General features: G+C 55.7%; 10 protein-coding genes. 2 read left to right on the top strand and 8 right to left on the bottom strand.

Translation table 11 applies throughout. The features are described 5' to 3' along the window. The first annotated feature begins 102 nt into the window (after window positions 1-102). A complete protein-coding gene (gene hemG / locus KNP72_RS10185; protein ID WP_214833157.1) occupies window positions 103-1,467 on the top strand; it encodes a protoporphyrinogen oxidase in 1,365 nt (454 codons plus the stop codon). Further along, window positions 1,464-2,537 (top strand): TIGR04053 family radical SAM/SPASM domain-containing protein, encoded by a 1,074-nt coding sequence (locus KNP72_RS10180; RefSeq protein WP_214833155.1) that lies wholly within the window; start codon window positions 1,464-1,466, stop codon window positions 2,535-2,537. Before hemG ends, KNP72_RS10180 begins: the two co-directional genes overlap by 4 nt. Window positions 2,538-2,575: 38 nt before the next feature. Here the strand turns inward: KNP72_RS10180 and clpB are convergent, their stop codons facing one another. The 8 genes from clpB to KNP72_RS10140 all read right to left on the bottom strand — a co-directional run bounded on the left by clpB (window position 2,576) and on the right by KNP72_RS10140 (window position 14,866). Beyond that, window positions 2,576-5,167, bottom strand: coding sequence for an ATP-dependent chaperone ClpB (gene clpB / locus KNP72_RS10175; protein WP_214719797.1), 2,592 nt, complete (start codon window positions 5,165-5,167; stop codon window positions 2,576-2,578). 18 nt (window positions 5,168-5,185) lie between these two features. Next, entirely contained in the window at window positions 5,186-6,052 is an 867-nt protein-coding gene (locus KNP72_RS10170) for a DnaJ C-terminal domain-containing protein (protein ID WP_214719796.1), read from the bottom strand. Window positions 6,053-6,191: 139 nt separating this feature from the next. Next, window positions 6,192-7,364 (bottom strand): CamS family sex pheromone protein, encoded by a 1,173-nt coding sequence (locus tag KNP72_RS10165; RefSeq protein WP_021065211.1) that lies wholly within the window; start codon window positions 7,362-7,364, stop codon window positions 6,192-6,194. A gap of 141 nt (window positions 7,365-7,505) precedes the next feature. Continuing rightward, window positions 7,506-9,371, bottom strand: coding sequence for a DUF7507 domain-containing protein (locus KNP72_RS10160; protein ID WP_214833270.1), 1,866 nt, complete (start codon window positions 9,369-9,371; stop codon window positions 7,506-7,508). 226 nt (window positions 9,372-9,597) lie between these two features. Beyond that, complete coding sequence (gene ligA, locus KNP72_RS10155) at window positions 9,598-11,595, bottom strand: NAD-dependent DNA ligase LigA (RefSeq protein ID WP_214719794.1); 1,998 nt, start codon at window positions 11,593-11,595, stop codon at window positions 9,598-9,600. Between the two features lie 9 nt (window positions 11,596-11,604). Next, entirely contained in the window at window positions 11,605-13,821 is a 2,217-nt protein-coding gene (gene pcrA / locus KNP72_RS10150) for a DNA helicase PcrA (protein ID WP_214833153.1), read from the bottom strand. A gap of 38 nt (window positions 13,822-13,859) precedes the next feature. Beyond that, on the bottom strand, window positions 13,860-14,537 hold the full coding sequence (locus tag KNP72_RS10145; protein WP_214833151.1) for a geranylgeranylglyceryl/heptaprenylglyceryl phosphate synthase: 678 nt from the start codon (window positions 14,535-14,537) through the stop codon (window positions 13,860-13,862). A gap of 92 nt (window positions 14,538-14,629) precedes the next feature. Further along, entirely contained in the window at window positions 14,630-14,866 is a 237-nt protein-coding gene (locus KNP72_RS10140) for a hypothetical protein (protein ID WP_021065206.1), read from the bottom strand. Between the last annotated feature and the right edge of the window lie 11 nt (window positions 14,867-14,877).

Genomic DNA, 14,877 nt, shown 5'->3' with positions numbered 1-14,877 from the left:
CTCCTTCCAATCGTGACGAATTTGTCTTGAACCGTGTGAGACTTATCCTATGTCTACGTCAACATTCTCGGTACCGTTAGTAGGAATACTACATAGAAATGGGTGAATGGATTGAACAAGATTGCAATCATCGGTGGAGGGATTACTGGCATGGCTGCCGCGTATTATGCGAAACAGGCGGGAGCGCACATCACATTGTATGAAGCAAGTGACCGGATTGGCGGAAAAATCAAGACCGTTTATCGGGACGGCTTCGTCTTAGAATGTGGGCCGGACGGATATATGGCCCGTAAGCCGACATTGACCGAGCTGATCACCGAACTTGGGCTTGACGACGATCTCGTCCGGTCGATGACCGGGACCTCGTACATTTACGTCCGGAACCGACTGCGACAGATGCCTGCAGGTTCGGTCATGGGCATCCCGACCAAGTTCTGGCCGATGGTCAAAACGGATCTGTTCACGTGGCGCGGCAAGTTTCGGGCCGGTATGGATCTCGTGTTACCCCGCGTCTATGCGGGATCAGATATCTCGCTCGATACGTTTTTTCGGGCTCGGCTCGGGTCGGAAGTCGTCGAGGCGATGATCGAACCGCTCCTGTCAGGGATTTACAATGGTACGCTCGACGATATGAGCATCGAGTCTACTTTCCCTCAGTTTATCACGATTGAACGAAAAACACGCAGCCTGATTCTCGGTATGAAAGCATTGACACCTCCTGTCCAAGCCGGTGTCAAACCGCGCGAGGCCGGTAAATTTTTATCGCTCGGCCAAGGGCTTGGTGTCTTGATCGAGGCGCTCCGTCCATCGATTGATCGCCTCTGTCTCGAGACACGAGTCGCGGCAGTCCGGCCCCATGAAGTGGTGCTCGAGGACGGAAGGGTCGAGTCGTTTGACGGCATCGTGTTAGCTACCTCGCCGAACGCGCTCGGCCCGCTCCTCGGTCTCCCGGAAGCGGAACGGTTGTCGTCATTGAAACGCACGTCTTCCATCACCGTGCTCACGGCGTTCGAGAAAGCAGACGTCGAGGCACTCGACGGGACGGGCTACGTCATCGCCAAAGGCGAAGGCAACGCCTTGACCGCTTGTAGCTGGATGCATAAGAAATGGCCGCATATGGCACCCGAAAACAAGGCGCTGTTACGCGTCTACATCGGCTCCGCGTTCGTTCCCGACTTGTTGACAGAATCCGACGACACGATTGCCGACTTCGCGCTCCGTGAACTTCGGAAAATTCAACACGTCGGTACCCCGATCTTCACGAGAGTCGAGCGTCACGTCGACACGATGCCGCAGTATGAGGTCGGTCATAAACAATACGTGCGCGCGTTCGAGGAGACGATGTCCTCCCTCGACGGCGTCGAAGCTTGCGGGGCGATTTTACACGGCGTCGGTCTCCCTGACTGCGTCGACTCGGCCAAACAAGCCGTCACACGCATCACGGCAAGACAGGCGGTGTCCGTATGAAACGAATCGACTACAACGAGAATCCGTTCATCGTCATTTGGGAAGTGACACGCGCCTGTGCGCTTTCCTGCGTCCATTGCCGGGCCGAGGCCCAGTTCCATCGTTATCCGGATGAACTCGACACCTCCCAAGGTAAGGCGCTCATCCGCGACATACATGCGATGGACAATCCGATTCTCGTCTTTACCGGGGGCGACCCGCTCATGCGCGAAGACTTGTTCGAGTTGACGGCATACGCCGCTTCGCTCGGCATGCGCGTATCGATGACCCCATCGGCAACGCCACGCGTGACCCATGACGCCGTCAAACGGGCGAAAGATGCCGGATTGACGCGCTGGGCGTTCTCGCTCGACGGTCCGGACGCCAAGTCGCACGACTATTTTCGGGGTACCCGTGGCAGTTTCGAACGGACGTTGCGCGGTATCTCTTACTTCCGGGAAGAAGGCATGTCATTCCAAATCAATACGACGGTCACGGAATATAACGTCGATCAACTCCCGGAAATCGCCAAACTCGTCGGTGAGCTCGGGGTGTCGGTGTGGACGCTGTTCTTCCTCGTTCCGACCGGCCGCGGGTCGCTCCTGCAGCCCATCTCTCCGGGACGGCATGAAGATGTGCTCCGCTGGGCGTTCGCCTTGCAAGAACACGTCCCATTCATCATCTCGACGACCGAAGCCCAGTTTTATCGGCGCATCGCCCGGCAAGAAAACTTGAACCGAAAACAAGTTGGATTGTCACCCATCGGCCATCCGCATGACGATCTCGCCAAAGCACCCCGCGGCACGAATGACGGGAACGGTTTCGTGTTTATCTCGCATACGGGCGACGTGCAGCCGTCCGGCTTTTTACCAATCACGTGCGGCAACGTGAAACAGACACCGCTCGCCGAGATTTATCGGCACCACCCGGTTTTTAAATCACTACGCGATCCCGATACTCATCACGGAAAATGCGGCTACTGCGAGTATCGTTACGTCTGCGGCGGCTCGCGGGCCCGAGCTTATGCCGTCACCGGCGACTATAAGGCCGAAGAACCATACTGCATCTATCAACCCGCACCCGTCTCCTAAACAAAGAGCGCCGGCATCAGCCAGCGCTCTTTCAATGTTTAATGCGTCACCGTTGCGGGACGAAGCGTCAGCTCGTCGTTCTCGACATCGATGACGACCGTCTGGCCGTCCTCGATGTCTCCGGCGAGGATGCTACGGGCGAGTTTCGTCTCAATCGTCCGTTGTACGTACCGGTTGATCGGACGGGCCCCGAACTGTGGCTCATACGCCTCGTCGGCGATGAACACTTTCGCGGCATCCGTGATCTCGATTTGAATCGAGCGCGCCGTCAAGCGACTACCCATGCGCGCGACTGCTTTTTCGACGATTTGGCCGATTTGGGCCCGCGTGAGCGGATGGAACAAAATCGTCTCATCGACCCGGTTCAAAAACTCGGGACGGAAGTGGCGGCGGAGCCGCTCGATGACTTGGCGTTCTTCCGCCTCATCGATGACACCATCTTTCGCCGCTTCGAGCAAGATGTCGGCCCCGATGTTCGATGTCATGATGACGATTGTGTTTTTGAAGTCGACGACGCGTCCGTGCGAATCGGTCAAGCGACCATCATCGAGCAGTTGCAGCAAGATGTTGAACACATCGGCGTGCGCTTTCTCGACCTCATCGAGCAGGAGCACCGAGTACGGGTTGCGGCGGACCGCTTCCGTCAACTGGCCACCCTCTTCATAGCCGATATAACCCGGAGGTGCTCCGACGAGACGCGACACGGCGTGTTTCTCCATATACTCGCTCATGTCGAGACGTACGATATGGTCTTCCGAGTCGAACATCGCCTCGGCGAGCGCTTTCCCGAGTTCGGTCTTCCCGACACCGGTCGGCCCGAGGAAGAGGAACGATCCAATCGGACGGTTCGGATCTTTAATGCCGGCTCGAGCCCGAATGACGGCATCACTGACGAGGCGAATCGCATCGTCTTGTCCAAAGACACGTTGATGGAGCACCGTCTCGAGGTTGAGCAACTTATCTCGTTCTCCTTCGGTCAATTTCGTCACGGGAATGCCCGTCCATTTCGAGACGACCTCGGCGATCTCTTCCTCGGTCACTTCTTCGCGGACGAGTTCACGTGTCACCGAACCGGCGAGCCGTTCTGCTTCCGCGAGTTCACGCTCGAGTTCCGGGATACGGCCATATTTGAGCTCGGAGGCCCGGTTCAAATCGTAGCGGCTCTCAGCTTCTTGCAGTTCGAGCTTCACTTTTTCTAAGTCGCCACGGATGTGTTGCACTCGGTGCGTCGACTCTTTCTCGTTCTCCCAGCGGAGTCGGAGCGCGTCCGACTGTTCGCGAATTGAGGCGAGTTCTTGTTGCAGCGCATCGAGTCGTTTCTTCGAGGCGTCATCACTTTCTTTCTTCAAAGCCGCCTCCTCAATCTCGAGTTGCATGACGCGACGTACGAGTTCATCGAGTTCGGCCGGCATCGACTCCATCTCCGTCCGAATCATCGCACACGACTCGTCGACAAGGTCAATCGCCTTGTCCGGCATGAATCGGTCGGTGATGTAGCGATTCGATAAGACTGCCGCTGCGACGAGCGCGTTGTCGTGTATGCGGACACCGTGGTGAATCTCGAAGCGTTCTTTCAAACCTCGCAAAATCGACACCGTGTCTTCGACGTCCGGTTCGTTGACGAGCACTTGTTGGAAGCGGCGCTCAAGTGCCGGGTCCTTCTCGATATATTGGCGATACTCATCGAGTGTCGTCGCGCCGATGCAGTGGAGTTCGCCGCGGGCGAGCATCGGTTTGAGCATGTTCCCGGCATCCATCGCCCCTTCGGACTTGCCGGCTCCGACAATCGTGTGCAGTTCATCGATGAAGAGGATGATTTTCCCTTCCGCTTCTTTCACTTCGTTCAAGACAGCTTGGAGCCGCTCTTCGAATTCGCCGCGATATTTGGCCCCGGCGACGAGCGAACTCATATCGAGGCTGAAAATCGTCTTATCTTTCAAGCTTTCCGGAACGTCGCCGCGAACGATGCGTTGGGCGAGCCCTTCGACGATTGCCGTCTTCCCGACACCCGGCTCCCCGATTAAGACCGGATTGTTTTTCGTCTTCCGGCTCAAGATGCGGATGACGCGCCGAATCTCGCTATCGCGCCCGATGACGGGATCGATTTTCCCGGTCTTCACTTCTTGAATCAAGTCGCGGCCATACTTCGTCAAGACATCATACGTCGCTTCCGGCGACTTCGACGTGATGCGCCGATTTCCGCGGACGGCGACAAGCGCCTCGCGTAGTTTCTCTTCGGTCACACCTTTGCGCTCGAGCATGCTTTGCGCTTGGCTCTTATTCATAATGATGCCGAGCAGGACGTGCTCGACCGAGACGTACTCGTCACTCATACCGGTCGCTTCCCGTTCCGCCGTCGTCAACACGTTCAACAGCGAGGCCGAGATCATCGGCGTCGTCGGCGTCTGAAGCTTCGGTGCGTTCTTGAGTGCCATCGCGACCTCGGCCTCGATGTCGGCGACGCTCAATTCCATTTTTTGCAGTAGGAGCGGCGCGATGCCGTCCGTTTGTGAAATCATCGACGCCAAGACGTGCCATTCGTTCATCTCGCTATGGTGGTACTGTTTCGCAAGTGCCTGCGAACTGACGATGCCTTCATGTGCTTTATCGGTAAATCGATTGAAATCCATTCTGCTTCCTCCTTAGGCTCAACGTTCGAGTTGTTCGTAAACAGATCGGTGGCCGGCGTCTAGCGGCAAGTCGACTTCGAGTTGGACGAAGAGATCCGACCGGACTTTCGAGGCGGTCATGAACCCGCGCCCTGGGATGCGCATCCGTTGACCCGGGCGTGACCCCGGTTTCACTTTCAGTTTGACCCGGCCACCATCTAATGTCGCCACGACGACTTCTGTGCCGTCGAGGAAAGCGAGCGGGCGCAACCGTTTGACGGTAATGACGTTCGCTCCTTCTCGACGGTACGTATCATCATCCGTGAAATGCAGCTCGACGTACACGTCGCCGCGGTCACCCGCTTGTCCGACCTTGCTACTCTTACCTTTGAGCCGTAACTTTTGCCCTTCGTGGGCGCCTTGCGGGATTTTCACGTTGACCGTTCCCGTCTGGAGACGCAGACTCACTTTGGAATCAGACGTCAATTGACTGAGTGGGACATTGACACGGACCGTCTCATCGAGGTCTTCTTCGACCGCTTGATTAAAGAAGCTGCCGAACATGTCCTCGAACCCGAACGTCCGCGACGTTGTCCGTGACCCGCCGCCAAACTGGCGGAACAAGTCTTCGAACTGGGCCGACCCTTCCCCATATCCGTCGCCGCTGTAAGTCCCTCCGCCGAACGTCGGCCCTTCTGGACTGCCATAGCGGTCATAGTTCGCTTTCTTATCGGGATCGCTCAGCACATCGAACGCTTCTTGGATCGCTTTGAACTTGTCCTGTGCGTCCGAGTCTTTGTTCACATCCGGATGGTATTGTTTTGCCAGTTTTCGATACGCTCGCTTAATGTCTTGGTCGGACGCCTCTTTCGGCACGCCAAGGACGTCATAATAGTTTTTTGCCATCTCGTTTCACCTCACCTATTTCTTACCCGATTCTGTTAAGTCTATTCTACCGATTTGGTCAAAGAAGGTCAAAGAATTTCCTCGTTACTTAGCATACGAAAAAAGAAGGCATCCGTTTCATCACGATGCCTTCTTACGATTAGAAATATACTCTTGGACTGTCCATGCCTTCTTCGAACACGATGGTCACTTCTTGTTGGCCACCGAGTGAGGTGACGTTAATGCGGACCGGTACGTTCCGGTTGTACTCCCACCGGTTCTCGAGCAGACCGACGACGTGTTGGGTGAACCCGACGAGCTCGGCCCGGCTATAAAACTGGATTGGGATGTCGATTTCGATTCGTGACAACTCGCCGTTTTGATAGAAGCCCTTCCCGATCATTCCGCTGAAATCCGGGAACACATCGGCAATCCGATCACTGAAGAGGGAGAACTTTTGGGCATCGTCGCGCACTTCTGTCGTCGCCGTGGCGGACGGGAAGTAATAATATGTCTCATCGATGGCGGTCCAGTCGTTTGCCGCCACTTCATTAGCTGAGCCGACGAATGCCGATTTGATATAGTTCCCTGGTGTCGGTGAACCTTGCGGCGCTTTCATATACAACGCGACGTTAATATCGAGGTCTTTAAAGTCCTCACGTTTCCGCAACTGGGCGACGAGTTCATTCGCCATGCGTTCTCCTTCAGCGATGACTTTCTTTTCGTCCAACTTTTCCGTATACGTCGGACCGAAATTCGGCGCCTGGAACACGTACTCTTGATTCAAAATCAAGGCGAATGACACACCGCCGAGTTGATACCCACTATCCGTTTTCGTCATATAGTTTTGTTCGACAAGCGATGCCAAATAGAGTGGCGACTTTTTATTCTCCTCGACGAACTGGTCTTCGGCCACTTCGGCCGTGCCGTTCGCATACGCCGGGTTAAGCGGGACGAGACCTTCTGACGTTTTGTCTTTACGGCCAAGCAGACGCGATACATCTTCACTCGTCAATAGCTGCCCTTCTTGATAGGCGTACTTCTCCGGATCGAACGCGCCGGTCGAATGGCGCATGAGGCCGAGTTCCACTTCTTCGAGCTCGAGCGATGAGCTGACTTGACGTTGCGCCAGCCCTCTGGCCGCAGCCGGTTTAAACGGAATGACCATCTGGTAATATGAATCACGCGCTTGAATCGCTTGCGTGACCCCTTCGGCTGCCGTCTCTTCGCCTGTCGGTGTGACTTCTTCTTCCCCCATCGGGATTTTCATAGAGCACCCACCGAGAAAAACCGTTGCGGCGAGAGCTGGGATGAGCATTTGTTTCCATTTCATCTATGTCAGAACTCCTTTAATGATTCGTTTCGTTACACTTTGTCCATTATAACAAAATCATCCGTTGAAAAAAGTGTCGAAGCGGAATCAGTGCCAATTCACAGCAAAACACCCTTCAACTCGAGTTGAAGGGTGTCCACGTCATGCTTTCGGGGATGGGCGACGTCGATGCGTCAAGAACAAGAGACCGAGCACGATCAAGACGAGTCCGAGTACCGTTCCCCACGTTTTGGTCGTGCCGGTCATCGGGAGGGTCGCTTGGTCTGGCGTCACCGGAGTCGTCGGTTCCGGCACATAAACCGATTCATCTTGGTCATCACGGTTATCGTTGTCCGGTTTTGGAAGGCTTTGCTTCACGTGCACGGTCGCCTCGACCGTCCGCGACACGCGCGCCTCACGATTGACTTCGAACGTGAACGTCGTCCGGTTCGTGAGCACTGCGCCGGCCCGCACATCGTAAGATGGCAAGAGTACTTTCTCCATCTCGAGTACGACCTCTTCGCCTGGGACTAGTCCGTTCTCGACTTCAGCCAGGGCACGCATTCCGTCTCGAAGCGTCTCGGTCGTCTCGCGCTGTTCTTTGGTCGTCAACGCCCCGCTCGTCCATTCGTCGAGGACGTCGACGAAGTACAACGTGACGTTCGACGTGTTCGTGATTGTATACGTATAGCGAATCGCCTCACCTGGATGCACCGTCTCGGGACGCGCCATCTTCGTGACGGTGAAGTCGGCTTGATTCAATAAGACGATTTGTTGACTCTCGGCATCGATGATCCGACCGTAAGCATCGGTCGCAGCGACGCGGAACACGTTTCCGATTTCAGGGGCGCTCGTCCAATCGTAATCGGTTGGAATCGATAAGTTGACGGTCGCCTCGACTCGTTCCCCAGCGAGAAGCCCATCATCGCCGACGAGTGCCAATAAGCGCTCGCGGACGTTTGCATTAAACGTATCGACCGCCTTGGCGTCGATGTCGCCGCTAAAGAACTCATCTTCGATGGACGTGATTGTGAGCGCCGTCTCGCCTGTATTCTCGATGACGAACGTATACGGAATCATCCCACCGACGACGGCTTGGTCAATGTTTGCCTCTTTCCCAACCTCAAGGCCAATCGTCTCGTTCGGTACGACCGTGATGCTCGCTTCCTTACAAGCTGACGGGACAGCCTCGTCTTCGACACCGATACAGAACGTATTCGTCACGACGGTCTCACTCGTCACGTCTGGTGCGAACATGTCGAATTGAATCGTCGTCGTCCCGACCGGTATCGTCGGGAATGTCCATTCAAATGCAGGCGGCCCACTCACGGTCGTTGGAGCGACCAAGCCTTCCGGACCGAGCACTTCGACCGAATCCGCGACGACGGTCAATGCTTCGGGCACCGTGTTGGTCACAGACAAGTTCTCAATTGGAGCGCCCGTCACATCGATGACGAGCCGATACGTCACCAAATCTCCGCTTAACACACGCTCGATTGGCCCATCGGCACCGAGCACCAATTGCTCGATGGCAACTGCCGGATTAGCGGAGGGTGCGGCCACTTCTTCTGTGACAGGTTCCTCTGGTGATGGCTCTGGATCAACGAGCGGGGGCTCGACCGGTGTGTCGACGTCTGGAACGGACTCCGTCCCATCATCGCCCGGTTCGCTTGACTCACCTGCAAGCTCCTCCACCTGAAACGCATAGACGGCGTTCGGAAATGAATAAGGAACACCGGCTTTATCATACAAGGTGACTTGATCGATCGTCGTCAAGTCGACCTCTGTCGCATCAATCATGAACCGCCAAATCGTTGACGTCTCACGCGCCCCGTAATACGTGACGTCCGCGTAAATCAAACTCGCGTCATCGTACGCTTCGATTTCTTCAGGGCTCAAATCAATTTGTGCATAAATTGGCGTAGGTGTCATTGTCGTGTTGGCGTAACTTCCATGCGGTGCCCACATGCCAATCAACACGAGGACGAATGTGATGAGTGCGATGAAACGTCGGTTGGTGCGTTGCATGATGGTCCCCTCCTCTAAGGTGTGACGAACGTCTGCGATGACACGCTCCGGCACGGGAGAGGGATGGAGGATGAGTGTGCGCGAGTCGTGGTGTAAGGTCTTGGTGTCGAAAAGTATTTGTAGATACTAATCATTACCCGTCCCATGAGGGCACGAATCTGCTCGAAAACGGAAACGTTTGAAAATCAGGTCAATGAAAAAAGGCCCTCCCTACGGAGGACCTCGTTCAAGATCGGTCGGCTAAGAAGGCGAGCAACGCTGCCTCATCCCACACTTCGATGCCAAGTGACTCGGCTTTCGTCAATTTCGACCCTGCCTTCTCGCCGGCGATGAGGAGGTCGGTGTTCTTGCTGACGCTGCCTGTGACGCTTGCACCGAGTAGTTCAAGTTGCTTACCGGCCTCGCCACGCGTCATCTCATGCAGTTTCCCGGTCAAGACGACTGTCTTCCCGGCGAGCGGCGCATCAGCGTCAGCGACCGGTCGTTTCGCACCTTTGAACGTCAGATTGACACCTGCAGCGCCGAGGTCACGGACGAGGTCACGAGCTTCCGGCTTCTCAAAGTATAAGACGATCGATTCAGCCATCTTCGTACCGATACCATCGATTGACGTCAACTCGTCGACGGATGCCTCCATGACCGCTTCCATCGTCTCGAACCGTTCCGCAATCAACGCGGCCGCTTTTTGTCCGACGAGGCGGATACCGAGCGCGAACAAGACGCGCTCGAGCGAGTTCTGTTTCGACTGCTCAATCGCCGCGAGCAAGTTCGTCACCGACGTTTCGCCCATCCGGTCGAGTGCGAGCAGCGCATCCCGGTCGAGACGATATAGGTCGGCCACGTTATGGACGAGGTCAGACGCATGGAGTTGCGTAATCACTTTCTCACCGAGCCCATCGATATTCATCGCCGGGCGCGATACGAAATGAATCAGCCCTTCGAGCAGTTGGGCCGGGCATTCCGGATTGACGCAGCGGTGGTCCGCCTCGCCCTCCAACCGGACGAGTTCAGATTCACAAGCTGGACAATGCGACGGGAAGACGATTTCCTTTTCCTCCCCGGTCCGCTCGCTGACGAGCGCCGAGACGACGGCCGGGATCACGTCCCCCGCTTTCTTGATGACGACACGGTCTCCGATGTGAAGGTCCTTCTCTACAATGAAGTCCTCGTTATGGAGCGTCGCATACGTCACGGTCGACCCTGCGACCGAGACCGGTGCGAACCGCGCACGCGGCGTGACTTTCCCGGTCCGCCCGACACTAAAGTCGACGTCTTCAATCGTCGTCACGACTTCCTCGGCCGGGAATTTATACGCGACGGCCCAACGCGGACTTTTCGCCGTGAAGCCGAGCTGTTCTTGCTCTTCGTAAGCTGCGACTTTGATGACGATGCCGTCAATCTCGTACGGCAACTCCGACCGCTTCGTCACATACGTTTCAATATAGTCCCATAACTCATCGGCCGTATGACACGTCGTGTATTCTTGGCTGACGGCAATCCCGAGACGGCGCAAATATTCGAGCGACTCGTCATGCGAGGCGACGAGATCGTCCGTCGAGACGAGCCCGTAGGCGAAGAATGCCAAATTCCGCGACGCCGCGATTTTCGAGTCGAGCTGCCGGAGCGAACCTGCCGCCGCATTGCGCGGGTTGGCGAATAGCGGTTCGCCGAGGCGTTCCCGCTCGTCGTTCAAATGTTCGAACGATCGTTTCGGCATGTACGCCTCACCGCGCACCTCGAACGTGACGTCCTCGTTCAACCGGAGCGGAATCGAGCGGATTGTCTTCAAATTTTGCGTGATGTCTTCCCCAGTCGTCCCGTCCCCGCGCGTCGCGCCACGGACGAGCCGACCCTCTTCGTATTTCAGCGACACGGCGAGCCCGTCAAACTTGAGCTCGGCGACGAACAGCGGACTGTAGCCGAGATCTTTCTCAATCCGTTCGACCCATTCGACGAGTTCTTCTTTGGAGAAGACGTTCCCGAGCGACAGCATCGGCGTGTCATGTGTCACTTTGACGAACGCATCGAGCGGGACGCCGCCGACACGTTGCGTCGGTGAATCCGGACTCCGGAGTTCCGGATAGTCCGTCTCGATTTCAATCAATTCGTTCATGAGACGGTCGTATTCCGCATCCGGGACACTCGGTCGGTCGAGCACATAATATTCATACCCGTATTGATTTAACTTTTGACGAATCGCTTCAACGCGTTCTGCCATCTCCATATGATCACCTCACGCTTTTTCGATTGGGGCAAACTTGGCGAGCAGGCGCTTGATGCCGACTGCCGGGAAAGCGATATCGAGCTCGAGCTGATCGCCTTCGCCACGCGTCTGAACGACCGTGCCTTGTCCCCATTTCTTATGATTGGCCTTGTCCCCAACGTTCCAACCGATTGATTCGGCGCCGGACGACTGGGCAAGTTTTGGTTTCGGTTTCGAGCTGAAGCCGTTCACAGGAAGTTTCCCCGGCGACTCGACTGGATTCCATGGCATCGGCTTCTTCGCTTTGCCCGAGCGCTCCAAGAGCGTCTCTGGCAACTCGTGCAAGAAGCGCGACTCCGGGTTGTTTTGGAAACGCCCGTACAACATGCGGGACTGGGCCCGTGTCAAATAGAGACGCTTCTCGGCCCGCGTGATGCCGACGTACGCGAGACGGCGTTCTTCTTCCATCTCTTCCGGGTCGTTCAAGGCACGGCTGTGCGGGAACAACCCTTCTTCCATCCCAATCAAGAAGACGACCGGGAACTCAAGTCCCTTGGCCGAGTGTAGCGTCATGAGTGTGACTTGGTGTAACTCGTCGACTTCTTCGAGCGTGTCGAGGTCCGAGACGAGCGTCAAATCGGTCAAAAAGGCGACGAGTGTCTGCTCGTCACTCTCTTTCTCAAAGTTTTGGGCGACCGAGAGGAACTCTTGCAAGTTCTCAAGGCGGCTCTCGGCTTCGAGCGTCTTCTCGATTTTGAGCATCTCTTCGTAGCCTGACTTCTTCAACACTTCTTCAATCAATTCCGAGATGGACAAGTAGTCGGCCATTTGACGCAAATCGACCATCAATTGACGGAACTCGGCGAGCTTCGTCGCTGTGCGCGGCGCAATGCCCGACAGTTCGATGTCACGAATCGCTTCCATGAGCGACACGCCTTGCATCCCGGCGAAGTCGCCGAGCTTATCGACCGTCGCGGCGCCGATGCCGCGCTTCGGTTCGTTGACGACACGGACGAATGAGATGTCCTCGTCCGGGTTGGCGATTAAGCGCAAATACGCCAAGATATCCTTGATTTCTTTTCGTTCATAGAACTTCGTCCCGCCGACCATCTTATACGGGATGTTCGACTTGAGGAGCATTTCCTCGAGTCCACGCGATTGGGCGTTCGTCCGGTACAGGACGGCCATCTCGCCGTAATCGATACCTTCTTGGCGGAGCTCCTTCATCTGATTGATGATGAAGAACGCTTCATCCCGGTCATCCGAGGCGACATGCAAGAGGAGTTTCTCGCCTTCGACGTTCTCGGTCCAAAGCTGCTTGTCTTTTCGACCCGAGTTGTTTTGAATGACACCGTTCGCCGCTTCCAAAATCCGCTTCGTCGACCGATAGTTTTGTTCGAGCAAGATGACGTGCGCGCTCGGGTAATCCTTCTCGAACGTCAAGATGTTGGCGATATCGGCACCGCGCCAGCGATAAATCGACTGATCCGAGTCACCGACGACACACAAGTTCTCATGTGCCTGCGCGAGCAACTTGACGAGCGTGTATTGGGCCCGGTTCGTATCTTGATACTCGTCGACGTGGATGTATTGGAATTTCTTCTGATAAAACGCGAGCACGTCCGGCGCTTCTTGGAACAACTGAATCGCCTTCATGATCAAGTCGTCAAAGTCGAGCACGTTGTTTTGCTTTAATTTCTTCTCATACGCCGTGTAGACGTCCGAGACGACTTTCTCGTACGGATTGTTGCCGACGAGTGCGGCCGCGTCTTGTGGCGTGCGGAGCTCGTTCTTATGGTTCGAGATCATACCGAGGAGCGTCCGCGGCTCATATTTTTTCGGGTCAAGGTTCAACTCTTTAAGCACTTGTTTGATGGCCGTCAACTGATCGGACGAGTCGAGAATCGAGAAGTTCCGGTCATAACGGATGCGGTCGATGTCGCGCCGTAAAATCCGGACGCACATCGAGTGGAACGTCGAAATCCAAATATCGTCCGCGACGCCACCGACGAGGCGGGCGATCCGGTCTTTCATCTCGCGGGCCGCTTTGTTCGTGAACGTAATGGCGAGAATGTTCCACGGCGCGATTTGTTTCGACGCCATCAAGTAGGCGACGCGATGCGTCAAGACACGTGTTTTCCCAGACCCTGCTCCGGCCATGATGAGCAACGGGCCGTCCGTATATTTGACCGCCTCCGCTTGCGGAGGGTTCATGCCTTTGACTAATTCTTCACTCAAGTTATACATAATCGTTTCCTTTCCCTATCCAAACATTTGTTCTTATTTTATCGGAGTGCCGCGACAGTCGCAAGCGCTCCTTCGAAATTGTCATAAATCACATTGCCCACGACGATTGTATCGACGTGTTCAGCCATCACCCGGGCTGACTCGTATCCGGTGATGCCGCCCCCATAAAACAGATGGGCGTCCGGCACCGCTAGCCGCACTTCTTGGACGAGCTCGACCGATCCGAACGTGCCGCTATACTCCACATACAAGGAAGGCAGGTGGAACAAGCGATGTCCCGCTTCCGCATAAGCGATGGCTGTCTCGATGGACAAATCGGTCTTCGCCTCGGTCACATGGGCCACTTTCGCATCTGGATTCAAGACGATATACCCTTGTCCGGTCACATCAGCATGAAACAAGTGTCCGTATCGTTCGAACGCCCTCGTTTGATGACCGATGACCCAGTCCACGGTGCCCGCGTTCAAGACGGTCGGAATGAAATAGTGATTGAAGCCTCGAATCACTTGCTCGGGATGGCTCATCTCAAGCGCGAGCGGGATACCACATCCTTCGAGACGAGTGTAGAGCGCGAACGTGTTCTCCGCGTCGACCCCGTCCGTCCCGCCGATGAGGAAAGCGTCCGTGCCCGAACGGATGAGCGCCGCGAGCGCCGAATCATCGAGCGGTTTATTCGGATCAAGTTTAAAGACGTGGCGCCACGATTGAAAATCCATTCGGCTTCCCTCCCATTCGATACCTTCTCTAGTGTAGCGATTTTTCCTGTCGCTTGCATCTGTTGAACAAAAAAGACTTGCCGAGGCAAGTCTCAAGCACGTCTAGCGTGCGTCTTTTGTTCGCGGGCCGTCATCCATTTGGCGACGACGAGTGCGAACAGTCCGTAAACTGGGATGAACCAGAGCGGATTGGCCAAAAAGAAGCCGAGCACTGGAATCTCGAGTAACGGTGAATCCGGCGAGCAGAGCGCCGTTCCGTTTACGACCGCGATGAACGGTAAGACCGGGACGGCGAACACGTAACCAAAATTGATCCAAAAAGCCTTCATGATCTGAGCTC

The organism is Exiguobacterium sp. s152 (assembly GCF_018618335.1).
Taxonomy (GTDB): domain Bacteria; phylum Bacillota; class Bacilli; order Exiguobacteriales; family Exiguobacteriaceae; genus Exiguobacterium; species Exiguobacterium chiriqhucha.
The sequence above is the reverse complement of the archived record's forward strand: the minus strand, read 5'-3'. Positions and strand labels throughout refer to the sequence as shown.